Source organism: Flavobacterium tistrianum, assembly GCF_003254545.1.
In the GTDB taxonomy this organism is placed as follows: Bacteria; Bacteroidota; Bacteroidia; order Flavobacteriales; family Flavobacteriaceae; genus Flavobacterium; species Flavobacterium tistrianum.
This window is the reverse complement of record NZ_QJRH01000050.1, coordinates 1-26,461: the sequence shown is the minus strand read 5'-3', so window position 1 is coordinate 26,461 and position 26,461 is coordinate 1. Positions and strand designations below refer to the sequence as shown.

Here is a 26,461-nt window from a genome sequence, read left to right as displayed (position 1 = left end):
TGAAACTGGGATACCTTTCTCGTTTGAATAGCTTGCTATTGCATTTCCTGCAGTGACAGCAGGAGTTATAGACGTAACGGTTTCATTTGCCGCAACTGCCGCATGGTCAACAAAGCTTCCTCCGTCGGTTCCTGCAGTAATTAAATTCCCTGCATCAGCGCTTATAACTTTTGATGTCGAAACTTTTCCCGCTTCATTTGTATAAGCGATATCTCCTGTAGCAGGATTTTGGGACTGTGCCGTTATCGTTTCCTGGATTGAAACTGGAATCCCTTTCTCGTTTGAATAGCTTGCTATTGCATTTCCTGCAGTGACAACAGGAGTTACTGACGTAATCGTTTCTGAGTCTTTTACTAGATTAGACAAATTAATTATTGTCGGAACTCCATTTTCCGGATTATAAATCAATGTTTTAGCAGAGGCATCATATACTAAGCTTGTTTGAGTTTCTGCGCCCTGAACTAAGTTTAATAAGTTCACAACAGTCGGCACGCCATTTTCTGCCTCATAGGTAAGTGTATTTCGTGAGGCGTCATAAACCAGACTGGTCAAGGTCTCTTTGTTTTTGATGATGTTAGTCAGCTCTGTTACAACTGCCGCATTATTAAATATAGCTGTGGCATTATTTGTAACATCGCCCACTACGTCGATTACCGTTACTGTATTATTTTCGCTGGTGTAGGTATGTTTGCCATCGGCAGCATTAACCAAAGTCGTAATGGTCTCATTATTTTTTACCACATCGTTGAAACTAATTATTTGCTGATTTCCATTTTGATCGATATACGAAAATGTGTTTGAAACAGGATTAAATATAACTGTTCCTTCAGCAATTGTAGTTTCAGAAGAAATCAATATTCTATTCCATTTATTATTTAACCAATAATAATAACCAGGTTTAAGATCAATAGAAGTTGTTGTATTAAATACAAACAAACTGTTTACATTTCCTCCTACGATCGTTTTTGCGTCTGTCAAACTTGTTAATCCAACTCTTGGAAATAAGACTCCTTTATCAGTTGCATAAATCTCTAATTGAGTTGAAGGGGTTACTTCACTTTTTCCAATAACCACTTGCGAGTAGGCTGAATAAAAGCCTAGCACAAAAAGTATTGGAAGAAATTTATTTTTCATTTTTTATTTAATTAACATTAATAAATCAGTACGTTCTACAAATAACCATTATAGATTGATTGCCATAGTTTTAAGATTTTAAAATTATTCTAAATTGATGATGCAAATTTCCTTCTAATAGGACATTGATATAACTCATAAAAGTTTTTATTTTAACATTCTAGGACATTTTTAGAAATAGCCCTTTGAGTAAAAAACACTCAAATTCAAGAGTGCCAATTCAGAATAGACAGCAGATTTTAATAGAATAAATAGTCTATAGTCCTTTTGTTATATAGGCTTTTTACTAAATCTCATTCAACAAATACTGATTTTATATAAGTTTAAAAAAATATTACAAATTGAAACTCAATTGATATAAATTAAGTACAACACAAAAAAAATGGCAAATAGCTAGTACTTTGCCAATATTCAAAAGTTAAAACCAAATACGAACAAAAAAAAAGTCCCACATTACTGTGGGACTTTCTATTTATAAAAAAGCTAAGAATTATTTTTTCTCAGTTTTTTCCATTTTAGCTTTTAAAGCAGCTAATACATCATTGTTGTCACCTAAAGTCGCAGCTGGTGCGTTTGTAGATGCAGATGCAGTAGTTTCAGCAGCAGCTTTCACGTTTTTCTCTTCTTCTTCTCTGAAGATAGCAGTGTGAGAAGCAACAACTCTTTTGAATTCTTTGTTGAATTCAATTACTTTGAAATCAGCTGTATCACCTTTTTTCAATTTCTTTCCGTCTTCTTTTTCAAGGTGACGAGTAGGAATGAAAGCAACGATATCATCTCCGAATTCTACAGTAGCACCTTTGTCAACGATTTCAGAAATCTCACCGTTGTGGATAGTTCCTACAGCGAAAGAATCTTCGTATTGATCCCAAGGATTAGCAGTAGTTTGTTTGTGACCTAAAGATAATTTACGTCCTTCAACATCTAATTCTAATACTACTACATCAAGTTTTTCACCAACGTTTACAAACTCAGATGGGTGTTTAATTTTCTTAGTCCAAGATAAGTCAGAGATGTAGATTAATCCATCAATTCCTTCTTCTAATTCTACGAAAATACCAAAGTTTGTAAAGTTTCTAACGATACCTGTATGTTTAGAACCTACTGGGTATTTAGAAGTAATGTCAGTCCATGGATCTTGAGTCAATTGTTTGATACCTAATGACATCTTACGATCTTCTCTGTCAAGAGTTAAGATAACTGCTTCAACAACATCTCCAACTTTCACGAAGTCCTGAGCAGAACGTAAGTGAGTTGACCATGACATTTCAGAAACGTGGATTAAACCTTCAACACCTTCAGCAACTTCGATAAATGCACCGTAATCAGCGATTACAACTACTTTACCTTTTACTTTGTCTCCAACAGTTAAGTTAGCATCTAAAGCATCCCATGGGTGAGCGTTTAATTGTTTCAATCCTAATTGAATTCTTGTTTTCTCATCATCGAAATCAAGGATTACAACGTTTAATTTTTGGTCTAATTCAAGAACTTCACTTGGGTGGTTGATTCTGCTCCAAGAAAGGTCAGTAATGTGAATTAATCCGTCAACACCACCTAAGTCAATGAACACACCATAAGAAGTAATGTTTTTAACAACACCTTCTAATACTTGTCCTTTTTGTAATTGACCGATGATTTCTTTTTTCTGTACTTCAATATCAGCCTCGATAAGCGCTTTATGAGATACAACAACGTTTTTGAATTCGTGGTTGATTTTTACCACTTTGAATTCCATCATTTTGTTTACATATACATCGTAGTCTCTAATTGGCTTAACGTCAATTTGAGATCCAGGTAAGAACGCTTCGATTCCGAATACGTCAACAATCATACCTCCTTTAGTTCTACATTTAACAAAACCGTTAACGATTTCTCCAGTTTCATTAGCTGCAATAACTCTATCCCAAGATTTGATAGTACGTGCTTTTCTGTGAGATAATACTAATTGACCTGTTTTATCCTCACGGATGTCGATTAATACTTCTACTTTGTCACCTACTTTTAAGTTTGGGTTGTAACGAAATTCGTTTAAAGAAATAACACCTTCAGATTTAGCATTGATATCAACGATAACGTCTCTATCTGTAATTCTAACTACAACTCCTTCAACTACTTCTTCTTGATCTGTAGCGATGAAAGTTTTTGACACTAGTTCTTCAAACTCTTGCAAGTTTTTCTCATCTACTGCATCAATTCCTTCTTGGAAGTTGTGCCAGTTAAAATTTGCTAAAAACTCTTCTTGTGATTTTGTTTGTTCAGACATGCTGATAAAAAAATTTGTATTCTGTTTTTCTCGAGTTTCTCTATGCGATAGAAAATACAGAAGTTGTTTTACATAAATGGTTGATTCCTAATGGAAACTCTTCTCTGCCAAAAGGACTGCAAAATTAATACATTTTTCTGAATTAACAAAATAAAACCGATATGATTATCAACTAATTATTGAGAAGTAGAGGTTTTAGATTTCAAAAAGACGTTTAGTCCAGCTATCCGTTGCAATCTTTTGTGCTGAACCCCGTCACAAAAGGATTTTCACTTCTATCGGGGCTAGATTAGAAATTTTAGTTTTCATAAAACCCTAAATAAACAAAACTTTTGGATTTTACTTTTAAAAGAAGAAAAGTAATAGTGCAAAAAATACGATTATCACAATAAAACCAACTATAAGAAGTGCCACAGACTTTTCTTGGCCATTAGCTTCATAATTAATTGTATAAGTATCAGGATCAATAAAATAAGAATTGAAAACTTCTGGATGAATCTTTATATCAGGTCTGAAATGTGCAAACCCCAACAACAAACTCCTAAACAATTCTAATCGATTAGTATAAAACATACTAGAAATATCATTTTCAGAAAATATGTCTTTACATACTTTGACCTCTCCATCACTTAGAATAAAACAAAAAAGAGTCAGTCGCGTAGCTCTGCCACTACCTGTCAAAGTAGCAAAAACATCATAATTTAAAAGATCTGCCTTATTAGAAGATGAGAATTCACTCAGTTTCCCTTTAAATTTCTCAATCTTTTCAAAGCCATTCCAAAATATTGCATTTTCAACTTCTTCGCCAAATTTATCTACATAATGAATTCCCTTATCATCAATAATTGTAGCAGCATTCTTTGATGACTTTTTTAAATAAAGCACTATCATAGCTATACAGATAAGAAGAAGAATATAAATCACTATTGAATCTTCATCTATAGGAACAGAAAATAAAAAATACAAGAAAGCAACAATAAGAAACCCTAAAGTAAAATATACAAATATACCATAACCATTATTAAGGCTTTTGGATGCAATTGATGTTACCGATTCAAATTTCGGAAGTGTCTTTTTAGTGTTCATCTTTTTAGGAAAAGAGCAAATGTACAACTAAAAACCATTTTACATAAAACAAATCTTACATATGTAAATGTTACTAAAAAAAATCCTATTTTCAAAATCGAAAATAGGATTCAAATATATTAAAGCAAGAATCATTAATGACTCAAATTCTCAATTTCTTTTGGATCATGTTTGTGATTAAACAGAACAGCAAAAGCAATCGCAATCACCAAAGCATAAAGCGCAAACGAAAGCCAGATAGTATGCCAGTCTTTCATTAAAACTGGATTTGTAAAAATGCCATCCGCAGAAATTGAATTTCCTTGGCTTTTTACAAATTCTACCATCTTTTCATTTGTTGCATCAGTTTGTAGAAACCCAGCTAACTCAGTTGTATTGACAAACGATTTTGTAAAGAAACGATCAATTGCCCAGCCAGAAGTCAAACTTCCTAAGACTGCTCCTACTCCATTTGTCATCATCATAAATAAACCTTGTGCAGAAGAACGAATTTTAGAATCTGTATTACTTTCTACGAATAATGAACCTGAAATATTAAAGAAGTCAAATGCCATTCCGTATACGATACAAGATAGAATAATCATCCATAAACCGTTTACAGGATCTCCAAAAGCAAACAATCCGAAACGTAAGACCCAAGCCAGCATACTGATCAACATAACTTGTTTGATTCCAAAACGTCTTAAGAAAAACGGAATTGCCAAAATAAACAATGTCTCAGAAACCTGAGAAATCGACATAATAATAGTCGAATATTGAATTACAAACGAATCCGCATATTTAGGAAAATGTTTAAATTCATCCAAAAACACGTCTCCATAAGCATTTGTCAATTGAAGTGCTCCTCCTAAAAACATAGAAAAAACAAAGAAAAGAGCCATTTTGTAGTTAGTAAAAAGCTTAAATGATTCTAGACCAAAAGTTTCAATCCATGTTGCATTTTCTTTAATTAAACGTTGTGGCTCACATTTCGGTAATGTAAAAGCGTAAATTCCTAAAATTAAAGCTCCAACTCCAGCTATATAAAACTGATATTCAGTTGCTTTGCTTCCACTTAAGTTTGTAATCCACATCGCTACAATAAAACCGATTGTTCCCCAAACACGAATTGGCGGAAAATCTTTCACAATGTTCTTATTGTTTAATTTAAGCGAAGTGTAAGAGATAGAATTACTTAAAGCAATTGTTGGCATATAACAGCACATTGCCAAAAGCATTACAATAATAAAAGTATCTGGTGTTGTAACTTGTGCAATTCCAAATAAAATAGCTGCGTATAAAATATGAAGAATTCCATACAGTTTTTCAGCGTTTACCCATCTGTCGGCAATAATTCCGGTTAATGTAGGCATAAATAAAGAAGCAATTCCCATGGTTCCAAATACTAAACCAAATTGTGTTCCTTCCCAATTTTTGGTTCCAAACCAATAATTTCCAATTGTTATAAGCCACGCTCCCCAAACAAAAAATTGAAGAAAGCTCATAAAGATTAACCTGTTTTTAATTCCCATATAATGAAATTGTCTTTAAAGTAAAATGAAGCGGTAAAACTACCATTAAAAATAATATCTACAAAAAATTATATTGTTTTAACAACATCATTCACTAATTCTAAAACAGCAGCAAATTGTTCCTCTTTATTTAAGTAAGAATTATCAATCTCTATTGCGTCATCAGCAATTACTAAAGGAGAATCTGCACGATGTGTGTCCATATAATCTCTATCCACAACATTTTTTAAGACTTCTTCATAAGAAACATTATTACCTTTTTGCTGTAACTCATCAAAACGTCTTTTTGCACGCGTTTCTGCACTTGCAGTCATAAAAATTTTAAGTTCAGCATTAGGAAAAACAACGGTACCAATATCACGACCATCCATAACAATAGCTTTATTCGTTCCCATTTCCTGCTGTTGCTCTACTAACTTGGCGCGGACTTCTGAAACTGCAGCTACAGTGCTAACAAAATTAGAAACTTCGATAGTTCTAATTTGCTTCTCCACGTTTTCACCATTCAAATACATTTCAGCAAAACCCAAATCTGCATTAAATCTAAATTCAAGTTTAATATCGGCTAATGCTTCAATCAAAGCTTCTTTCTTAAAAAAATCTGCTCCAATTAAATTATGCTGCATAGCAAAATAGGCAACAGCGCGATACATCGCTCCAGTATCTACATAAACATACTCTAGTTCTTTTGCCAATTGTTTTGCAAGAGTACTTTTTCCTGTAGATGAAAATCCGTCGATCGCAATGGTAATTTTTTTCAATTTTATATTTTTAAATTTTTATTCTATTAAAGACTGCTTCAAGTCATAAACAGTCAAAACTAATGCAAATGTAGCCATCTTTATTTTTATATAAAGCATCTAAATTATTTGTTTTATCAGGAATAAATTATAGAACAAAAACTTTTATTATATGGCTATAAAAAAGGCAGATAGAACAGCTTCATGCAATTATTGAAAATTTAATGTTAAACCAAAAAGGCTTGTATTAGCCGCCAATGTATATCTTGAATACGAATAATTAAATTTTACCTTATTCATTCTTAAACCGAAACCTAATGAGACACCCGAAAAATTACGCTGCTCATCAACTCTTAATTCTTCGCCTCTTCTAAAATTATATCCTACACGAAAATTAAATGCTTTTTTAGGAAAAAGCTCCACTCCAAAAGCCACGTGTCTCAAAGCATTATTTACAAAAGAAACTTTCTCAGGACTTGTAGATCCGTCGATATTGGTTTCTCCGCGGTTCGGGTTTGAAAAAGAGATATTCCATTGCTGCAAATTTTCCAATGAAAGATGCCAGCGGATGGGCACATGTTCTAACTCTTGCGAAATACCGGCTACGATTTCAAAAGGAAGATTCTCTTTTATTCCTGAATACGTCGTAAACTGCGTTCCCATGTTTCTAAACACAAGAGCAAAATTTAAATCATTCATTTCATTCACATATAAAAAACCTAAATCTACTGCTCCACCTATCGAATTATAACTTTCTAGAGATGATGTTATCAATTTAGCACTTACTCCTATATAAAAGTCTGTAAAAGGAACATTGTATGCATATCCAAGCGACAAAGCGCCTTCACTTCCTGTAAAGTTAGAAGTTGCTTGGCCGTTTTCGTCATAGCCTTCAAATGTACCGTAGTTTACATAAGTTACTCCGGCATAAAAAGTCTGCACATGCCTATCATAGGTATATGCGTATGATGCTGTTCCATATGAAGCTTCACCGTAATAACTTCCGTAGTTTAATGCCAAATGATTGTCCATGTCTGCATTTATAAGCGCAGGATTCGACATGGCCTGATTAACGTCTTCGTCGTATATCGTAATTATATCTCCTCCTAATGCGGCCTGTCTTGGTGAAGTGGTGAGATTTAAAAATTGATAGGTGTAGCGCCCTCCTACTTGTCCGAAAGAATACGAACAAATTAAGATCACAGAAAATAAAACAACTTTTTTAAGCATTTGTTTTTGGCGCACCTATTGGGGAATAACGCAACTGCAAATATAAAATTATATAACACTTAAAATAAAGTGAAATAAAAAAATTCCAAATCCCAATGAGAAAATTGGAATTTGGAATTTGACAATTTATAGTTTTTAAAACTTACTTTAATTCTTTCGCATTTTTAACTTTTTGATCAGTCAAAGCGATTGCTAAAACTTCGCTCATTTCTTTTACATAATGAAAAGAAAGGCCTTCTAAGTACTCCGCTTTAATTTCATCAATATCGCTTTTGTTTTCGTGGCAAAGAATAATTTCTTTAATTCCAGCTCTTTTGGCAGCTAATATTTTCTCTTTGATTCCGCCAACTGGAAGCACTTTTCCGCGTAAAGTGATTTCTCCTGTCATTGCCAAGCTTTTCTTCACTTTTTTCTGAGTTAAAAGCGAAACTAGAGAAGTCAGCATTGCAATACCAGCACTTGGTCCGTCTTTTGGAGTTGCTCCTTCTGGAACGTGCAAGTGGATGTTATATTTCTGAAACAATTCTGTGCTAATTCCTAATTTCTTAGCATTTGCTTTAATATATTCTAAAGCAATTGTAGCAGATTCTTTCATTACTGTTCCAAGATTTCCTGTAATAGTCAATGAACCTTTTCCTTCAGAAATCAAAGACTCTATAAACAGAATATCTCCGCCAACGCTTGTCCAAGCTAAACCTGTTACAACACCTGCAACATCATTATTTTCATATTTATCACGCTCTAATCTTGGCACTCCCAAAATTGCTACAATATCTTCATCTGTAACTTTTTTGTTGTATTCTTCTTCCATTGCCACAGATTTTGCAGCATTTCTGATCACTTGAGCGATTTTAGTTTCTAAGTTACGAACACCAGATTCTCTAGTATAACCTTCAATGATTTTTTCTAATTGCTTTTTGCCAATAGTCAAATCTTTTGCACTTAAACCGTGAGCTTCCAACTGTTTTGGAAATAAATGCCTTTTCGCAATTTCAACCTTTTCTTCAATGGTATAGCCTGACATTTTGATTACTTCCATTCTGTCACGCAAAGCTGGCTGAATTGCCGCCATGTTATTTGAAGTCGCAATAAACATTACTTTAGACAGATCATATCCCATTTCAAGGAAATTATCATAGAAAGCATTGTTTTGCTCTGGATCTAAAACTTCTAATAAAGCTGAAGATGGATCGCCGCTATTTCCGTTTGACAGTTTATCAATCTCATCTAAAATAAATACAGGATTAGATGTTCCTGCCTTTTTCAAACTTTGAATGATACGTCCTGGCATTGCTCCAATATACGTTTTTCTGTGTCCGCGAATTTCTGCTTCATCACGTAAACCTCCTAAAGAAATACGAACATATTCTCTTCCTAAAGCTTCTGCCACAGAACGTCCAATAGAAGTTTTACCAACTCCAGGAGGCCCTGTTAAACATATAATTGGAGATTTCATGTCATTTCGCAATTTCAAAACTGCCAAATGCTCAATCATTCTTTTCTTAACTTCATCAAGACCAAAATGATCTTTATCTAAAACTTTCTGTGCGTGTTTTAAATCAAACTTATCTTTAGAATATTCGCCCCAAGGCAATTCTAAAAATAACTCTAAATAATTGCGCTGAATTCCAAAATCTGGAGATTGTGGATTCATACGACGCATTTTAGACAATTCTTTCTCGAAATGTTTCTGTGTTTTTTCGTCCCACTTTTTGGTTTTCGCCTTCTGCCCCATTTCGTCCATTTCTTCTTCCTGAGAAACGCCACCCAATTCTTCTTGAATAGTTTTCATTTGCTGGTGAAGGAAATATTCTCTTTGCTGCTGGTCTAAATCAAAACGAACTTTTGACTGAATATCGTTCTTCAATTCTAATTTTTGAAGTTCTACATTCATATAACGTAAAGTCTCTAAAGCACGTTCTTTTAATCCGTTTATCGATAAAAGCCCTTGTTTCTCTTTTACAGATAAATTCATGTTTGAAGAAACAAAGTTTATCAAGAACGACTGGCTTTCAATGTTTTTAATCGCAAAAGTAGCTTCCGAAGGAATATTTGGACTTTCTTTAATGATCTGAATTGCCAATTCTTTTACAGAGTCTAAAATCGCTGTAAATTCAGTATCATTTTCGTCTGGACGTTCTTCTGCAACTTCTTTGATTGTTGCTGTCATATACGGCTCTTCTAAAACAACTTCGTCAATTTCGAAGCGTTTTTTTCCTTGAAGAATAACCGTAACGTTTCCGTCAGGCATTTTAAGCACACGCAAAATACGCGCTACAGTTCCTACTTTATGGATATCATCTTTTGACGGATCTTCATCTTCTTCGTTAATCTGAGATACAACACCAATAATTTTTCCGCCTGCGTTAGCATCATTAATTAGTTTGATAGACTTATCTCTTCCAGCAGAAATCGGAATAACAACTCCTGGGAATAATACAGTATTACGTAAAGGTAAAATTGGAAGAGAAACAGGAAGTTCTTCATTATTCATTTCCTCCTCGTCTTCTGGCGTCAACAATGGAATTAATTCTGCCTCTGAGTCAAATTCTTGAAGTGACAGATTGTCAATAGTAAGTATTTTATGGTTTGACATAATAAAATATAAGTCGTTTTGTCATTAAAATTTTTATACTATCTGTAAAAAGAGTATTGCTTATTGAAGTTTTTACTGAAAACAGGTTTCGTTTTTCAATTACAAGATAGGGCATAAAAATAGACAATCATTATGCCAAAAGCAAAAGAAGTCAGTTCTAAAAATTATATTTTCACTTTCTGCCTAATCAAATTAAAAAAAAATAAAATTAATTTTATAAAAGTGTAACAAACAAAAAAAAGTGCAGTCCTTATAAAAAACCAAAAGCCACTACTTGAATAAAAACAACCAAAATATCGAAGAACTGATTGCGCTTTGCAAAAGCAATAATCAAAAAGCGCAATTTGAAATATACAATCGCTATTGTAAGGCGATGTATAACGTGGCTTTTCGTATTGTAAAAGACGAACATTTTGCACAAGACGTCATGCAGGAAGGATTCTTAAAAGCTTTTACAAAAATCAATGACTATAAACAAGAAGTGGCTTTTGGAGCATGGTTAAAAAGAATAATCATCAATTATAGCATCGATTTTTACAAGAAAAATAACTCTTTTCAAGTAGAAGATTTAAGTAAACAGCTTTACAAAATTGAAGAAAACGACGGAATTATTTCTGACAATATTGACTTAAACTCGCTAAAAGTAAAACAGGTTTTAGATGCAATTCTGCAGCTGAAAGATAATTACAGAATGGTGCTGACACTTTTTTACATAGAAGGTTATGATCAAGAAGAAATCTGCGAAATTTTAAATATCACATACCCAAATTGCAGAACAACCTTGAGCAGAGCAAAAGATAGTTTGAGAAAAAAATTGGAAGAGATAAAAAATGAATTGGAATTATGAAAAATGAAAAAGACAACTTAGACGAATTATTCAACAAATTTGAAAACCAATGGGATATTCAGGAATTAAATCCGGATCATCAAATGGATTTTCTTCAAAAATTAAACAAAAAAGAGCCTAAGAAAAGATATTGGTTCGTGACTGCTATTGCCGCTTCGATTGTATTGATGATTGGAATATCTCTTTTTTATAAAAATGAAAAACCAAAAGAATTCAAATTTGCTTCTAAAGAAACTAAACGTACCGATTCTATTTTCAATATTCTAATTGATAACGAACTGGTTAAACTGAAAGAGAAAAACTCGCCAGAAAATCAGCAGATTATTGATGATGCAATGAAACAGATGAAAACTTTCGATGCTGATTATCAAAAAATCATAAATGAACTGCAGAAAAATGGTGAGAACAAGCAGATTATTTACGCAATGATTAGTAATCTCCAAACGCGTATTTCTTTCTTACAGACCGTTTTGAAAAGAATTGAAGACAACGAAAAACTAAAAAACACCTCTAATGAAAAAACACTATAATTTACTCATCTTATTTATTTTGATTCCTTTCTTGGGATTTTCAAATGATGACTCTTTTATAACGAAACAAAAAAATATTAAAAAAACTTATATCGTAAACTCAAATGCAGGAATTGATGTAGATAATAAATACGGTAACATCACTGTAACTACTTGGGATGAAGATAAAATTGATCTTGATATTACAATTAAAGTTAACGGTCCAAACGAAAATTGGGTAAACGAACGCTTAAACAGCATTGATGTGGATATCACAGCTCTTAAAAGCATGGTAACCGCAGTAACCACACTAGGAACTTCTAATCTTAAAAGCAAAGGAAGCAATAACAGTTTTGAAATTAACTACGTTATTAAAATTCCAAAAAACGGAGCAATTAAACTAGCCAATAAATACGGTAATATTTCTATTCCGAATGCTGAATCTTCCACAGATATAGACTGTAAATACGGTAAAGTTACTTTGGGAAGATTAAGTGGATCAAATAATCAAATCTCGATTCAATACTGCCAGAATTCAAGCATAGAGTATATAAAAGCTGGAAATATTGATGCTAGATATTCTGGATTAAAAATTAACGATTCTGGAAATCTAAATCTAAATGCAAGCTATACTGACGTCAATTTAAATGACGGGCAAAACATTAAAGCCGACTGCAATTACGGAACCTTTAAGTTTCAGAAAATCAATTCTTTGAGTGGTTCAGGAAATTATCTTACCTTTATTATCGAAGAAATTTCTAGCAACTTAAGTTATGATACTAATTACAGCAAAATCAATATTGGAACTGTGACCGAAAAAGCTGGAAATATTACAATAAATTCTGGATATACTGACATTACAATTGGTTACGCCCCAAACTATGCTTTTGACTTTGATATATCAGGAAGATATACAAACATCAAACATGATAACTCTTTGGAGCTTTCTGTAACTGAAATTAAAAGCAACAGTAAGAAAATTGCAGGTTTCTATAAGAAAAAAGGGCAAAACAAAATCAATATTACTTCCAACTACGGGAACATTTCGTTAACAAAAAAATAATCATCTAAAAATCAATACAATGAAAAAGTCAATTTTACTATTAACATTAGCTGCGTTTTTTGCAAACGGTACAGTTAATGGACAAAACAAAGTACAGGGTAACGGCAAAGTAGTTACCGAAACTAGATCTACAGGAGATTACGACGGAATTAAAATAGCAGGTTCTTTTGATGTGGACTTAGTGTCTGGGAAAGAAGGAAAAATCACTCTAAAAGGAGAAGAAAATTTATTAGCTGTTATCAAAGTTGAAGTTGAAGATAATTCGCTAAAAATTTATGTTGAAAAAGGAACTCAAATCCGTACAAGTTCAGGTAAAATTCAAGTTACAGTTCCTTTTGAAAAAATTTCAGAATTAAGTTTGGCCGGTTCTGGAGATATTCAATCTAAAGACGTAATTAAAAATGATAATCTTGCAGTAAATTTATCTGGTTCAGGAAATTTCAATTTGCCTGTTGACACAAACAACTTAGAATTGCATGTCAGCGGATCTGGAAACATTAACTTAAAAGGAACTGCAACCAAACTTACAACCAAACTTTCTGGCTCTGGTGATATTGATGCTTCTAGCTTAAAATCTAAAATTGTAGAAGCCAACGTTTCTGGTTCTGGAAACAGCAAAGTAACTTGCGATGAAAGTATTACAGCAAGAGTTGCCGGTTCTGGAAACATAAAATATATAGGAAATCCTGAGAAAAGAGATGTAAAAGTTTCTGGATCTGGAACTATTACAAAAGGTTAATTTTCTAAAAAAAATATCACGAATTACAAAAGAAATCATCAGTCAAACAATCCTTGCAATTCGTGATATTTGGTATTATAAAAGGCGTTTCATTAATTTGAAACGTCTTTTTTATGCACTCTTCTTAAAAGGAATATTGAGGTTATAAAGAAAATTGCTAAAATTACAATCGCCGCACGTGGACTGCCTGTAATTTGGTCTATAATTCCGTAAACACACATTCCGATTACAATTCCGATCTTTTCCGCTACATCATAAAAACTAAAGAATGATGCCGTATCTTCTGTTTCTGGCAATAATTTAGAATAGGTAGAACGAGACAGGGCCTGAATTCCTCCCATTACAAATCCGGCAACGGTTGCCATCACATAAAAATGTACTGGCAATATGATGAAGTAAGCTAATGCGCAAAACACAGCCCAAATACCATTGATAAAAATCAAAGTTGGAACATTCCCAAATTTTTCAGACGCTCTAGAAGTTAAAACCGCACCTACAACAGCTACCAATTGAATTATTAAGATACAAATAATCAAACCAATTGTACTTTGTTCTTTGGTTTCCCATTGAATTTCCTGAGCTCCAAAATAAGTAGCGACGAGCATTACAGTCTGAACGGCCATACTAGAAACAAAGAAACCTCCTAAGTAACGTTTTAATGGAATATTTTCCTGTAATAATCCCCAAACCTTTCTTAACTCTTTAAAACCGTTAAATATAACAGATTTTGTCAACTTCTGCCCTGTTTCTTTGCTTCCTTTTGGCAAATAATAATACGTGTATTGACTAAATAAAATCCACCAAACTCCAACCATTACAAAAGAATAGCGCATTGCTTTCATTGCAGCTTCTCCTTCAGTACCTGATATTCCAAAAAGTTTTGGCTTCATAATCATGCCTAGATTGATAATCAACAAGATAACACTTCCGATATATCCTAAAGAATACCCTTTTGCACTAATTCTGTCTTGCTGTTCTTCAAAAGCAATATCTGGAAGATAAGAATTATAGAAAACCAAACTTCCCCAATATCCTAATAATCCAAGGAAATAAAATGCTAATCCGACATAAATATTTTCAAGGTCAAACCAATACAATCCCATACATGACAAAGCTCCCATGTAACAGAAAAATTTCATGAAAGATTTTTTGTTTCCGACATAATCGGCAATACCCGATAATAATGGAGAAATAAATGATACAACCAAAAAGGCCGCCGCTGTGATAAAACTAATTAATGCTGAATTTTTTAAATGAAGACCGAAAACATCAATGTAATGATCACGATCGCTGAATAACGCTTCATAAAAAATTGGAAATACTGCCGAAGCGATTGTAAGTGTATAAACTGAATTTGCCCAATCATAAAATGCCCAAGCATTTAAAAGCTTCTTATCTCCTTTTGGTAGGTTTTTCATAGAAATGGTTTGTTAAATAGGCTACGAATTTATCCATTTTTTATGATAATCAAATACAAATTATCTAATTCGTTCATTAATAAATTATAAACAAAAAAGCTATTCGTAATGAATAGCTTTTTCTGAATATCCTTAAAATATATTTTATTTAATAGTTCCTACTTTTAATGCAATAGCTTTTGCTTCTGGAATTAAAGCTTTAATATTTGCAATCCTTGTAGCATCAGAAGGGTGCGTACTCATAAATTCTGGCGTTCCAGATCCTCCAGATTTAGCAGCCATTCTGCTCCAGAAAGCGACAGCATCATCTGGATTGTAACCTGCAATTGCCATTAAAGTCAAACCGATTTTATCAGCTTCACTTTCGTTGCTTCTGCTAAATGGAAGCATAACTCCAACTTCAGAACCAATTCCGTAAGCTTGAGCAAATATTTGTTGTGTTGCTTCAGATTTTCCGCTAGTTGCCGCTCCTAAAGCCGCACCTCCTATTTGCTGTAATTGTGCCGCGGACATTCTTTGCGCTCCGTGATTTGCCAAAGCGTGAGAAACCTCATGCCCCATTACCGTTGCCAAACCAGACTCATTTTGCGTAACTGGCAAAATACCAGAATACACTACGATTTTACCTCCTGGAAGACACCACGCATTTACTTCTTTATTATCAACCAATTTATACTCCCAGCGATAATCTTTCAAATATTGCGTCTGACCTAAATAATTTAAATATCTCTCGGCGGCCGCCTTTATTTTAAACCCTACAGTTTCTACAAGTTTTGCATCTGCTGTTCCAGTAATAACTTTGTTTTCAGTTAAAAACTGGCTATACTGCTGGAAAGAAGATGGAAATAATTCGCTATTTGAAACAAAATTCAAGTTTTGTTTACCTGTAATTGGATTTGTTGCACAACCCATCATAAGTGCTCCAAAAACCCCTAAAAACACATATTTTTTCATAATTCGAGCTATTTTTATAGCAAAAATACGATTAAAAAAGATAAAATGTTTTATACGATAAATCAAAAAATTATCAAAATTTGACTATTCGCCAATAATGTGAAGCTCATTAAACTCTTTATCAACAATCAAGAAATGATTTAAATCAAAATTAATTTTATCAAATTCAATTTTTTCATTGTCAATTTCAATTTCTGTAACCTTAAATGGAAGTCCAATTAAATTGATTTTATATTTAGAATAAGGTGTTTCGTATTTCCCTTCTTTGTGAAGCTGAATAATAAGCTCTTTTTCTTTTCCTATATTTCTTAGTGACAAATAGCTGTAACGTCCCTTCTTGTAATCATAACCATCTTGAGCGTCTTCATAAACTGCTGACTGCTCTTTACCATTTTTATAGTAAACGTCAAGTGTCAATTCATCAAATTCTAATTCGCCTACATATTGCTGAACTGGGTATTTTGGAATAATAGCACCAGCTTTTACAAAGACTGGAATCTCATCAAATTTACTATCAATCCAGATTTCTCTTCCACCAATAAAAAGCTCATTTGTCCAATAGTTATACCATTCTCCTCTAGGAATATACATACGTCTACCTACAGCGTTAGGTTCAAGTATTGGGCAGACTAAAATTTGGTTTCCAAAGATAAATTCATCATTGCGATAATGCGTCTGCGTATCGTCCTGATCAAAGTAAACTAATGGTTTTAGCATCGGAACTCCCTCTTCAATATATTGCCAAAACATGGTATATAAATAAGGTAATAGTTGATAACGAAGGCTAACAAATTTTCTAGTGATATTAATTACTTCTTCGTCAAATGACCACGGTTCTTGATTTCCATGATCTCCGGAAGAGTGTGTTCTACAAAACGGATGAAAAACGCCTAATTGAATCCAACGAGCATACAACTCGCCCGAAGGCTGTTCTGCAAATCCTCCAATATCAGAACCTGTGAATCCCATTCCAGAAATGGACATTCTCTGCACTTGTATATTTGCAATCCATAAATGTTCCCAAGTAGCTACATTATCTCCTGTCCAAGAAGAAGTATATCGTTGCGCTCCAGAATAAGCCGATCTTGTAATTACAAATGGTCGTTTCGGATAAGCAAATCGTTTCACACCATGATAAGTTGCTCTTGCCATCTGAGTTCCATAAATATTATGTGCTTTTCTATGACTGCAAGGGTTTCCATCGTAAAAGTGGCGAACATCCATCGGAAATGTTTTATTGGGAACTTCCATTACTGCAGGTTCATTCATATCATTCCAAACTCCCTTCACTCCTATTTCTGAAACTAATTCTTTAAATAATCCAGCCCACCATTCTCTAACTGCGGGATTTGTATAATCTGGAAAATTACATTCGCCCGGCCAGACTTTTCCCTTCATATAAGGACCGTCGGCTCTTTTACAGAAATAATCTTTTTCTAAAGCTTCCTTGTAAACCCAGTAATCTTTGTCAATTTTGATTCCGGGATCGATGATTACAACTGTTTTAAAACCATCTTCGGCTAATTCAGCAACCATTTTTTTGGGGTCTGGGAAATAGTTTTTATTCCAAGTAAAACATCGAAAGCCGTCCATATAATCAATATCCAAATAAATGGCGTCACACGGAATTTGAAGTTCCCTAAATTTTGAAGTAATTTCTTTTACTTTACTTTCTGGATAGTAACTCCATTTACATTGATGATAGCCTAAGACCCAAAGTGGCGGCAATTCTGGTTTTCCTGTTAAATCGGTATAAGTAGTTACAACATCTTGCATTTGCGGGCCATAAATGAAATAATAGTTCATTTCGCCACCTTCTGCCCAAAAACTGGTAATATTTCTTCTTTCCTGACAAAAATCGAAGAAAGTTCTAAAAGTATTGTCAAAAAATATTCCGTAAGACTGTTTGTTGTGCAAACCAATGTAAAACGGAACAACTTTATATAAAGGTTCCTGATCTTTTTGGTAAGCATATTGATCTGTAGCAAAATTTTCTACCCTCTTACCTTTAAGATTCATTTGAGTGGCTTTATCTCCAAGACCGTAATAACATTCTCCGTCTTTAGAGTACTTGCTCATTTTTACAATGTTTCCACCGTATTCGTAGCTTTCTTCCCAATGAAAACCAAGTTCATCCTCTAGAATTAAAAAATCGTTTAAATCATAAATGGAAAGGCGAAGATCTGCTTTTTGGATTTTACATTTTACTTTGCTTGTTCTGATCTGGAAATGCGTTTCTTCTTCAGTAAGTTCCAAAAAATTATAGCCGTGAAGTTGCGTTTTATCAATCGCATATGAGAAATCATTACTAAAGTACCCTTTTGTAGTAAAACGAAATCGGATTAGGCTATCACGAAGAATAGTAACTTTTAAAATTACCTTGTTATCTGTATTAAAGAAAATAGAATCTCCTTCATGTTCATAAGAGACAATTTTTGATGGGTATAAATCGCCTTTGTATTCTAATGATGTGTTTGTAATCATATCTCAAATGAATTAATTTAACATTTTCCTTCTATTCAAACATACAAAAAAAGTTCGTAACACCCTATGAATAAAAGGTTTATTCACGAAAACGATTTTTCTGAATGAGTTTCAAATTACAAAACAAAAAAGCAGCAATTTGATAATTTTGAAACGATATAATGACAAAATCTTAGTTCCAGATTTTTTATTCAATCAAAGAATATACAGTAACACTTAAAGGAGGTAAAATTAATACAACAGAAAAATCTCTTCCATCATAAGCGATTGCTTCTGTTTTTAATGATTTAGAATTTTCGACACCACTTCCGCCATAAATTATAGCATCACTATTAAAAATCTCTTTTAATTTGCTTTTTTTAGGAATGCCTATTCTATAATTCTCTCGAACAACTTGAGTAAAATTACAGACCACAATTAAATTCTCATCGGGATTATTCCCTTTTCGGATGTAAGATAAAATCGCATTTTGATGATCTGAATAATTAATCCATTCAAAGCCATCGCCTCTAAATTGTTTTTCGTACAATGCAGGCTGCGATTTATACAATTGATTCAAATCTGTAATCAATCTTTTTACTCCAGAATGAAAATCATATTGCAGCAAATGCCAATCTAGACTTTGTTCAAAATTCCATTCAGAAGTTTGACCAAATTCGGCTCCCATAAACAGAAGTTTTGTTCCTGGATGTGTAAACATATAGCCATACAACAATCTCAAATTTGCAAAACGCTGCCATTCATCGCCAGGCATTTTATAAATAAGGGAATTTTTTCCATATACCACTTCATCATGCGAAAACGGAAGCATGAAATTTTCAGTAAAAGCATATGTCATCGAAAAAGTCAATTCATTCTGATGGTATTTTCTATAGACCGTTTCTTTTTGGAAATATTTTAGAGTATCGTGCATCCATCCCATCATCCATTTCATTCCAAAACCTAAACCTCCTATAGAAGTCGGTCTTGAAACCATGGGAAACGAAGTACTTTCTTCTGCAATAGTCTGAACTCCAATAAAATTAGAATAAATTACTTCATTAAATTCTTTAAGAAAACTAATGGAATCAAGATTTTCTCTTCCTCCAAAAATATTAGCTTCCCATTCACCATCTTTTCTAGAATAATCCAAATAAAGCATAGAAGCTACAGCATCAACTCTAAGTCCGTCGATGTGATAATTTTGGAGCCAAAATACAGCATTACTAATTAAAAAAGCGCGGACTTCATTTCTTCCATAATTAAAAACTAAACTCTTCCAATCTGGATGATACCCCTTTCTGCGATCTGGATGTTCATATAAATGAGAACCATCAAAAAAACCTAATCCATGGGCATCATCAGGAAAATGTGATGGAACCCAGTCTAAAATTACTCCAATTCCTTCTTGATGCAATTTATCCACCAAAACCATAAAATCCTGTGGTTTACCGAAACGAGAAGTTGGTGCAAAATAGCCTGTTAATTGATATCCCCAAGAAGGATCATAAGGATATTCCATTATAGGCATAAACTCAACGTGCGTAAAACCAGTTTCTTTTACATATTTGACTAAATCATCTGCAAGTTCGAGATAAGTCAAGAAACGATTATGATCTGCTCTTCTCCATGACCCCAAATGTACTTCATAAACCGAATATGGTTTATCTAATGCATTATAATCCTGACGTTTCTGCATCCAATTTTCATCCTTCCACTTATAATCCAAATCCCAAACAACAGAAGCCGTATGAGGCGGTTTTTCACAATAAAGTGCAAAGGGATCTGCTTTTTCGGTAATTACACCATTGATATTGGATTGGATTTTATATTTATAAAGTGCTCCTTTTGAAATATCAGGAATAAATCCTTCCCAAATCCCAGAAGAATCCCAACGTACATTTAGATTGTGTTCACCCTGAGTCCAATAATTAAAATCTCCAACAACAGAAACCGACTGTGCAGTTGGAGCCCAAACGGCAAAATAAACGCCTTTAACTCCATTCACTTCTATTAAATGTGCTCCTAATTTTTCATATAATTTAAAGTGTTTTCCAGCTTTAAATAAATCTATATCAAAATCGGTAAAAAGAGAATGTGCGATTACTTTAGTCATGTTTGGTTTTTATGGCGATTGGAATTTGGAATTTTTATATTGTTTTTTTTTCAGATTTTATTCAATTCTAAAATTATCAGAAAGAGTAACTCCTTTTTTAATAACTACTATTCCATCTTTTATGCTGTACAATTCATTCGTAAAATTGTCCAAATGTTTGCCTCCGCTAATATGAACATTATTTCCAATACGGACATTTTTATCAATCAAAGCGTTATTTATAAAACAGTTTTCGCCAATTCCGACATGAATTTTATTAATACTGCTTTCATGGTTTAATTCTTCAAGATCTTGATAGAAATCATTTCCCATTACATAACAGTTCTCTAAAACGGTTCCTTCTCCAATTCTGGAACGAATACCTATTACAGAACTTTTTATTTCTTTAGCATTTATAATACAACCCTCAGAAATTAGAGATTGATTAATTATAGAATTTCTAAATTTAGATGGAGGTAATAATCTCGGTCTAGTAAAAATTTTATTCTCGTTATCAAATAAATTAAACTCAGGAATATCAGCAGTTAAACCAATATTGGCTTCAAAAAATGATTCGATATTACCAATATCAGTCCAATATCCTTCATATTGATAACTCAGTATTTTATGTTTTCCAACAGATTGCGGAATAATTTCTTTACCAAAATCTTTCGTTTCTTGGTCTGCCATTAGTTCTTCCAGTAGTGATTTATTGAAAATATAAATCCCCATAGAAGCCAGATATTTTTTGCCTTTTTCTTGCATTTGCTCACTCACTTCAGATTCCCATTCAGGTAATAATGAAGCATGAGGTTTTTCTATAAACGCATGAATATTGTTTTCATGATCTGTTTTAAGAATACCAAACTCAGGAGCATCTTTAGCGTTTACAGGTAAAGTAGCAATAGAAATTTCAGCATCTGCAGCAATATGCGCTTCCAGCATTTCATTAAAATCCATTTGATATAATTGATCTCCTGAAAGAATTAAAGCGTGATCGAAATCGTGTTTTAAAAAATGCGACATACATTGTCTAACTGCATCTGCCGTTCCTTGAAACCAGGTTGGATTATCAGGAGTTTGTTCGGCAGCTAGAATATCAACAAAAGACTGGCTGAAAATACTGAAATTAAAAGTGTTCTTAATATGAGCGTTTAGAGACGCAGAATTAAATTGTGTCAAAACAAATATCTTAAAAATATCAGAATTGATACAATTCGAAATCGGAATATCAACCAAACGGTATTTTCCTCCAATCGGAACCGCCGGTTTTGATCTTGTTTCTGTCAATGGAAATAAACGTGAACCTTGTCCACCTCCTAAAATAATGGCGACTACATTTTTCTTTTTAAATTTCATCTTGCTGAATTATTAAGTTGTATATTTCGATATATTCTTGGCAAACTCTTTCCCAGGAATGATCTGCTGACATTCCTCTTTTTAAAACTTTCTTAAAGTTTATTTTATCCTCATACAACCTAACAGCACGATTTATTGAATAGCATATATCAGCCACAGAAGCTTGATCATGACAAACTCCGTTTCCTTCATCTCCAAAATCAATAACCGTATCTCTCAATCCTCCAGTTCTTCTAACAATCGGAATTGTTCCGTAACGCATCGCATACATCTGATTCAATCCGCATGGCTCTACCCTAGAAGGCATTAAAATATAATCTGAACCTGCGTAAATCAAATGCGCTAAATCTTCATTATAACCTATAAAAACATTGTAATTTCCTTTATAATCATTCCTTAACTGAGTCAACTGTGATTCAATATCAGCATTTCCAGAGCCTAAAACCAAAATATTAATTTCTTCAAAATGTTCTGATAAAGCCAAAGCAGAAGCGTGCGGAAGCAAGTCTCCCCCTTTTTCCTCAAACAATCTGCCAATGAAGCTAAATAATGGTTTTGTAGGATCTAAATCAAATTCTTCGCACAACTTTTCTTTGTTTATTCTTTTTCCTGTTTCAAAATCTTCAATTGAATAATTTCCAACAATTCTTCCATCCGTCATCGGATTCCAAACTTCAATATCAATTCCATTTAAAATTCCTTTCGATTTATTTCGAACAGAATTAAACAACGATTCTAAACCATTTGCCGAAATATTAATTTCATTCAAATAACTTGGAGAAACCGTTGTTACCGCATTAGCACACTTAATTCCAACTGCCAAAGAGTTTATCGAATTGCTCCATTCTAAAAATCCAACATGTTTCAAATCAAATTCTGGCAGATAATACAGTTTATCAAAACCAAACCATCCCTGATATAAACCGTTATGAATCGTTATAACAGTTTTGACATCCTTTAAATTCACATATTTATAAGCAAATTGAAGCAAAAATGGAATAACTCCAGTATGATGATCATGGCAATTAATAATGTTAGGAATTTTATTTCGCGCAATAATCCAATCAAGTGTTGCAATTTGAAAAGACAAAAATCGCTCTATATCATCTTCGTACCCATAAACATTCGGACGATTGAACAATTCATTAATTTCTACTAGATACAGTTCATACCCTAATTTATTTGTTGTTTCTTTTAAAACGCTAAACGGAAAATTAAAATCTCCTAATTTAACTGTGCCCCAATGAACACATTCAAAATCATTTTCATGTCTAAACTTTGTGTCGTAACAAGGAATTACAACTCTAACTTCATGTCCAGCAGACTGCTGATATTTTGGCAATGCACCAACTACATCTCCCAAGCCCCCAACCTTTGCTACAGGATAGCATTCTGCACTAATATGAAATATTTCCATTCAAGAAATTAATTTATGATTATAGATAAGAAGCAATCATTTAAATGCTATTTTTATCTTTTTTAAATTTAGCAAAAAAACAAGCAAAATCCTTCTTTTAAATCAGTTTTATTGAAATGGCAAAAAAGGCAATTAATCCTACTAAATCATTAAAAATTCCGAAGATTATTATAATTTCTGCGAAAATTTGTGCTTTTATATCAACAAAATTAGTTACAAAGTTTGCTGCAAAAATTTTTACAAGTCCAATAAAGCACAAAGTTCCAAAACGCGAATTGCAAATGGATTCGCAAAGTCAGCAAAAGTTAGTTTATGTTCCCACCATTGACAAAAGTGTAGTCACATATTTATATGGTAAAAGCCAACGTAAAGTATTGTTGGTTCATGGCTGGTCTGGAAGAGGAACTCAGCTTTTTAAAATTGCAGATGAACTTCTAGTAAATGGATATTCTACAGTTAGCTTTGATGCACCTGCACACGGAAAATCGAAAGGCAATACTACTATAATGTCTGAATTTATAGCTTCTATATTGGAAATAGAAAAACAATTTGGTCCTTTTGAATTTGCCATAGGCCATTCTTTAGGAGGAATGTCTGTTTTAAATTCTATTAAAGATGGTCTTCAAGTAAAAAAGGCAATTATTATCGGAAGTGGCGATATTGTTCAAGATATCTTGGATGAATTTATTTTTAAATTAGGATTAAAAAAAGAGATTAGCGATCATCTAAGAGATTATTTCGAAGATATTTATAAAGTTAAAATGGATGATTTTTCAGCTTATAAAGCTGCGCAAAAAGTTAAGATTCCAGTTTTGGTAATGCATGACAAAGATGATCCTGAAGTTTCCGTTAAGGCAGGAATGCATATTCATGAAAACCTTAAAAATGGCACTTTATTTTTAACTGAAGGGCTTGGACATAGAAAAATTCTAGGAAATCATAGTGTCATTAAAAAAATTCTCGAATTCATACAAAATCCGTAAATTTATAAATATAAAAAACTAGTTATCAATATTTTAAACTTTAAAGAAATGGATTTATTTGAGCAGACTTCGGATTGGGAAACAAAATTAGAGCCCATTTTAAAAAAATATAAAGGAAAAAAACATCCTCTGGAATATCAAAACACTTATCAATTATTGGTAATGGTTATTCTTTCAGCACAAGATTCTGATGCCAATATAAATAATATAGCACCGAAATTATTTGAAAAATATCCAACATTAAAAAGTATATCAGAAACTGATATAGAAACTTTTACATCACATATTACTAAAGTTCGAAATTATACCACAAAAGCACAATGGATTCTAGATATAGCAAAAACCATTAAAGAAGATGCAAATATTCCATTAACAATGTCTGGATTAACGGCACTAAAAGGCGTTGGAAGAAAATCTGCGAATGTTATTCTGAGAGAAACCAATAAACCAGCTGAAGGAATTATTTCTGACCTACACGTTATTCGTGTTGCCCCGAGAATCGGGATTATAAAAGAAAGTAAAGATGGAAATAAGGTAGAAAAAGACTTAATGCAGGTTCTACCTAAAAATATTTGGTCAGAAATAGGAATGGCAATTTCTTTTCTTGGAAGAGAAACTTGCAGACCAAAACCTAAATGTCTTGAATGCCTATTAGCAGACATTTGCCTTTACTATAATACAGAAGTAATCTAACTATTTCCTTCTAGTATCGATCAGATAAATAATCTTCCAAGAATCTTTTTCTTTAAATAATGTGAAAGCATTCACTCCTATGTGGCTTAATTTATCATTGATATAAAATTCGTAGGGAGTCCAAACATGTGCCATACTACCATCAATCTGAATATTATAGCTCAAAATTTTCTCTTGAAATTTCATGCTGGCAGGAATTGAAGCAATAGATTTATAAAATTCTTTTGCACTTTCATTGGACAATTTATTCCCTTTTACTGTGCTTTCACTAATAGATTGCAAAATCATTTTATCTGCACAAACTAATTTAATTTTTGCTGAGTCTCTCTGGTGAAACCCTTCAAAAAAAGATTCAATGCATTTTTGTACTTCTTGTTTTTGAGCATTAGAAGATAACCCTAAAAGAAGAAAAAGAATAATTGTATAAATTCTCATAATCGTAGATTATATTAAACACCAAACTGAGAAAAATGATGGTCTAAATGTTTTGCAAACATATTATTCCATTCTTTAGAAGACAATTTACCAAAAGAAAGTGATTCTTTACCTTCAAATTCTTTTTCTCCTAATTCTTGCGTTTTTTGAATATAAGAAATCAATCTACTCTTTTCTAGCTCAAAATCACGATCTCCTTTAATAATAAATTGTGGAGCTGTACTAAGATTTCTTGGATAAGGAGATTCGCTTACTACTTTATTCTTCGCCAATAGTTTCAAAAGAAGCTTCATCAAAGCATTTGGTTTAGGATGAATATTATCATAAACCATTTCATATGTAACGTTGCAATGAGCTAGCATTTGGTCAACAGACATTTTTCCCCAAAGTGGCTGAGAATCCGTTTTAAGCTTATTAATTCTAGTAACAAATTGATCACAATCTTCTTTAAGAAAAACATTTTGCATAGTTGAAAGTAATAGTTAAAGTTAAATACAGAAGTAAAAATATAAAATTTCTGATTAAAACAGCTTTTGAAGTTTAATATTTTAGAATATTGATAAGGAGAGAACCTATTTCAGTTTAGAGCAAAAAAAAAACTTCAATCAACAAAAGCTAATTGAAGTTTTAGTACTCAGAGCGGGACTTGAACCCGCACGAACATTGCTGTTCACTGGATTTTAAGTCCAGCGTGTCTACCAATTTCACCATCCGAGCATGATGTGGTACCTCCAGGGATCGAACCAGGGACACATGGATTTTCAGTCCATTGCTCTACCATCTGAGCTAAGGTACCATTATCACTTATATTTCTATAAGTGAAGATTAGAATAAAAAACCCCGTTAAAAAACAGGGCTTTTCAAAAGAAAGGCGACGACATACTCTCCCACAATGCTGCAGTACCATCTGCGCAGGCGGGCTT

21 protein-coding genes and 2 tRNA genes are annotated in these 26,461 nt (G+C 33.0%); 6 read left to right on the top strand and 17 right to left on the bottom strand.

All coding sequences use genetic code 11. From position 1 onward, the window contains the following. The 7 genes from DMB71_RS00765 to lon form a co-directional block, all read right to left on the bottom strand. The coding region (locus tag DMB71_RS00765; protein WP_111362821.1) for a hypothetical protein at positions 1-1,134 on the bottom strand (1,134 nt) is incomplete at its 3' end. A 490-nt stretch (positions 1,135-1,624) separates the two neighbouring features. Further along, on the bottom strand, positions 1,625-3,400 hold the full coding sequence (rpsA, locus tag DMB71_RS00760) for a 30S ribosomal protein S1 (RefSeq protein ID WP_012024823.1): 1,776 nt from the start codon (positions 3,398-3,400) through the stop codon (positions 1,625-1,627). Positions 3,401-3,745: 345 nt separating this feature from the next. After that, complete coding sequence (locus DMB71_RS00755) at positions 3,746-4,486, bottom strand: hypothetical protein (RefSeq protein WP_111362819.1); 741 nt, start codon at positions 4,484-4,486, stop codon at positions 3,746-3,748. Positions 4,487-4,620: 134 nt separating this feature from the next. Continuing rightward, positions 4,621-5,997 carry a nucleoside permease gene (locus DMB71_RS00750; protein ID WP_111362818.1) on the bottom strand — a complete coding sequence of 459 codons (1,377 nt, stop codon included), beginning with the start codon at positions 5,995-5,997 and terminating at the stop codon, positions 4,621-4,623. Positions 5,998-6,065: 68 nt separating this feature from the next. Then, entirely contained in the window at positions 6,066-6,758 is a 693-nt protein-coding gene (cmk, locus tag DMB71_RS00745; protein ID WP_111362816.1) for a (d)CMP kinase, read from the bottom strand. Positions 6,759-6,947: 189 nt separating this feature from the next. Beyond that, positions 6,948-7,967 carry a type IX secretion system protein PorQ gene (gene porQ / locus DMB71_RS00740; protein WP_111362822.1) on the bottom strand — a complete coding sequence of 340 codons (1,020 nt, stop codon included), beginning with the start codon at positions 7,965-7,967 and terminating at the stop codon, positions 6,948-6,950. 142 nt (positions 7,968-8,109) lie between these two features. Further along, entirely contained in the window at positions 8,110-10,563 is a 2,454-nt protein-coding gene (lon, locus tag DMB71_RS00735; protein ID WP_111362814.1) for an endopeptidase La, read from the bottom strand. Positions 10,564-10,837: 274 nt separating this feature from the next. On the opposite strand from lon, the gene DMB71_RS00730 reads away from it, so the two are divergent. Genes DMB71_RS00730 through DMB71_RS00715 form a run of 4 tightly spaced genes read left to right on the top strand, consistent with a single transcriptional unit; the run spans position 10,838 to position 13,721 of the window. Then, positions 10,838-11,410, top strand: coding sequence for an RNA polymerase sigma factor (locus DMB71_RS00730; protein WP_111362813.1), 573 nt, complete (start codon positions 10,838-10,840; stop codon positions 11,408-11,410). Further along, positions 11,407-11,940, top strand: a complete 534-nt coding sequence (locus tag DMB71_RS00725; protein ID WP_111362811.1) for an anti-sigma factor — start codon at positions 11,407-11,409, stop codon at positions 11,938-11,940. Before DMB71_RS00730 ends, DMB71_RS00725 begins: the two co-directional genes overlap by 4 nt. After that, the gene (locus DMB71_RS00720) at positions 11,924-12,982 is read left to right on the top strand and encodes a hypothetical protein (protein WP_111362810.1); all 1,059 of its coding nucleotides are present in this window, start codon (positions 11,924-11,926) and stop codon (positions 12,980-12,982) included. Before DMB71_RS00725 ends, DMB71_RS00720 begins: the two co-directional genes overlap by 17 nt. A 19-nt stretch (positions 12,983-13,001) precedes the next feature. Beyond that, entirely contained in the window at positions 13,002-13,721 is a 720-nt protein-coding gene (locus DMB71_RS00715; RefSeq protein WP_111362808.1) for a head GIN domain-containing protein, read from the top strand. Positions 13,722-13,813: 92 nt separating this feature from the next. Here the strand turns inward: DMB71_RS00715 and DMB71_RS00710 are convergent, their stop codons facing one another. The 6 genes from DMB71_RS00710 to DMB71_RS00685 all read right to left on the bottom strand — a co-directional run bounded on the left by DMB71_RS00710 (position 13,814) and on the right by DMB71_RS00685 (position 23,427). Beyond that, positions 13,814-15,139, bottom strand: a complete 1,326-nt coding sequence (locus DMB71_RS00710; RefSeq protein WP_111362807.1) for an MFS transporter — start codon at positions 15,137-15,139, stop codon at positions 13,814-13,816. A 144-nt stretch (positions 15,140-15,283) separates the two neighbouring features. Next, positions 15,284-16,093 carry a M48 family metallopeptidase gene (locus DMB71_RS00705; RefSeq protein ID WP_111362806.1) on the bottom strand — a complete coding sequence of 270 codons (810 nt, stop codon included), beginning with the start codon at positions 16,091-16,093 and terminating at the stop codon, positions 15,284-15,286. A gap of 84 nt (positions 16,094-16,177) precedes the next feature. Then, positions 16,178-18,577: a glycoside hydrolase family 31 protein gene (locus tag DMB71_RS00700; RefSeq protein ID WP_111362805.1), complete on the bottom strand. Its 2,400-nt coding sequence runs from the start codon at positions 18,575-18,577 to the stop codon at positions 16,178-16,180. A 187-nt stretch (positions 18,578-18,764) separates the two neighbouring features. Further along, positions 18,765-20,672, bottom strand: coding sequence for a 1,4-alpha-glucan branching protein GlgB (glgB, locus tag DMB71_RS00695; RefSeq protein ID WP_111362804.1), 1,908 nt, complete (start codon positions 20,670-20,672; stop codon positions 18,765-18,767). A gap of 57 nt (positions 20,673-20,729) precedes the next feature. Beyond that, positions 20,730-22,010 carry a glucose-1-phosphate adenylyltransferase gene (locus tag DMB71_RS00690; RefSeq protein ID WP_111362803.1) on the bottom strand — a complete coding sequence of 427 codons (1,281 nt, stop codon included), beginning with the start codon at positions 22,008-22,010 and terminating at the stop codon, positions 20,730-20,732. After that, entirely contained in the window at positions 22,000-23,427 is a 1,428-nt protein-coding gene (locus tag DMB71_RS00685) for a glycogen synthase (RefSeq protein ID WP_111362802.1), read from the bottom strand. The genes DMB71_RS00690 and DMB71_RS00685 overlap by 11 nt, the downstream gene beginning before the upstream one ends. Before the next feature lie 116 nt (positions 23,428-23,543). Here DMB71_RS00685 and DMB71_RS00680 point away from each other — a divergent pair, with 116 nt between their 5' ends. Together DMB71_RS00680 and DMB71_RS00675 are read left to right on the top strand one after the other, a co-directional pair. Then, on the top strand, positions 23,544-24,410 hold the full coding sequence (locus DMB71_RS00680) for an alpha/beta hydrolase (RefSeq protein ID WP_111362801.1): 867 nt from the start codon (positions 23,544-23,546) through the stop codon (positions 24,408-24,410). A gap of 48 nt (positions 24,411-24,458) precedes the next feature. Next, positions 24,459-25,103, top strand: a complete 645-nt coding sequence (locus DMB71_RS00675) for an endonuclease III domain-containing protein (RefSeq protein ID WP_111362800.1) — start codon at positions 24,459-24,461, stop codon at positions 25,101-25,103. Here DMB71_RS00675 and DMB71_RS00670 read toward each other — a convergent pair whose 3' ends face one another. From DMB71_RS00670 to DMB71_RS00655, 4 genes are all read right to left on the bottom strand, one after another. After that, the gene (locus DMB71_RS00670; protein WP_111362799.1) at positions 25,104-25,538 is read right to left on the bottom strand and encodes a nuclear transport factor 2 family protein; all 435 of its coding nucleotides are present in this window, start codon (positions 25,536-25,538) and stop codon (positions 25,104-25,106) included. A 14-nt stretch (positions 25,539-25,552) separates the two neighbouring features. After that, on the bottom strand, positions 25,553-26,005 hold the full coding sequence (locus DMB71_RS00665; protein WP_111362798.1) for a DUF1569 domain-containing protein: 453 nt from the start codon (positions 26,003-26,005) through the stop codon (positions 25,553-25,555). Positions 26,006-26,169: 164 nt separating this feature from the next. Further along, positions 26,170-26,255 (bottom strand) — tRNA-Leu (locus DMB71_RS00660). A 6-nt stretch (positions 26,256-26,261) separates the two neighbouring features. Continuing rightward, a tRNA-Phe gene (locus DMB71_RS00655) sits at positions 26,262-26,334 on the bottom strand. Between the last annotated feature and the right edge of the window lie 127 nt (positions 26,335-26,461).

Coding starts and splice junctions, on each gene's coding strand:
- DMB71_RS00720 (WP_111362810.1), top strand. CDS start 11,924: ATGAAAAAACACTATAATTTACTCATCTTATTTATTTTGATTCCTTTC.
- DMB71_RS00670 (WP_111362799.1), bottom strand. CDS start 25,538: ATGAGAATTTATACAATTATTCTTTTTCTTCTTTTAGGGTTATCTTCT.
- DMB71_RS00755 (WP_111362819.1), bottom strand. CDS start 4,486: ATGAACACTAAAAAGACACTTCCGAAATTTGAATCGGTAACATCAATT.
- lon (WP_111362814.1), bottom strand. CDS start 10,563: ATGTCAAACCATAAAATACTTACTATTGACAATCTGTCACTTCAAGAA.
- DMB71_RS00665 (WP_111362798.1), bottom strand. CDS start 26,005: ATGCAAAATGTTTTTCTTAAAGAAGATTGTGATCAATTTGTTACTAGA.
- glgB (WP_111362804.1), bottom strand. CDS start 20,672: ATGACTAAAGTAATCGCACATTCTCTTTTTACCGATTTTGATATAGAT.
- DMB71_RS00715 (WP_111362808.1), top strand. CDS start 13,002: ATGAAAAAGTCAATTTTACTATTAACATTAGCTGCGTTTTTTGCAAAC.
- DMB71_RS00710 (WP_111362807.1), bottom strand. CDS start 15,139: ATGAAAAACCTACCAAAAGGAGATAAGAAGCTTTTAAATGCTTGGGCA.
- porQ (WP_111362822.1), bottom strand. CDS start 7,967: ATGCTTAAAAAAGTTGTTTTATTTTCTGTGATCTTAATTTGTTCGTAT.
- DMB71_RS00685 (WP_111362802.1), bottom strand. CDS start 23,427: ATGGAAATATTTCATATTAGTGCAGAATGCTATCCTGTAGCAAAGGTT.
- DMB71_RS00750 (WP_111362818.1), bottom strand. CDS start 5,997: ATGGGAATTAAAAACAGGTTAATCTTTATGAGCTTTCTTCAATTTTTT.
- DMB71_RS00700 (WP_111362805.1), bottom strand. CDS start 18,577: ATGATTACAAACACATCATTAGAATACAAAGGCGATTTATACCCATCA.
- DMB71_RS00725 (WP_111362811.1), top strand. CDS start 11,407: ATGAAAAATGAAAAAGACAACTTAGACGAATTATTCAACAAATTTGAA.
- DMB71_RS00675 (WP_111362800.1), top strand. CDS start 24,459: ATGGATTTATTTGAGCAGACTTCGGATTGGGAAACAAAATTAGAGCCC.
- DMB71_RS00680 (WP_111362801.1), top strand. CDS start 23,544: ATGGCAAAAAAGGCAATTAATCCTACTAAATCATTAAAAATTCCGAAG.
- DMB71_RS00705 (WP_111362806.1), bottom strand. CDS start 16,093: ATGAAAAAATATGTGTTTTTAGGGGTTTTTGGAGCACTTATGATGGGT.
- DMB71_RS00690 (WP_111362803.1), bottom strand. CDS start 22,010: ATGAAATTTAAAAAGAAAAATGTAGTCGCCATTATTTTAGGAGGTGGA.
- rpsA (WP_012024823.1), bottom strand. CDS start 3,400: ATGTCTGAACAAACAAAATCACAAGAAGAGTTTTTAGCAAATTTTAAC.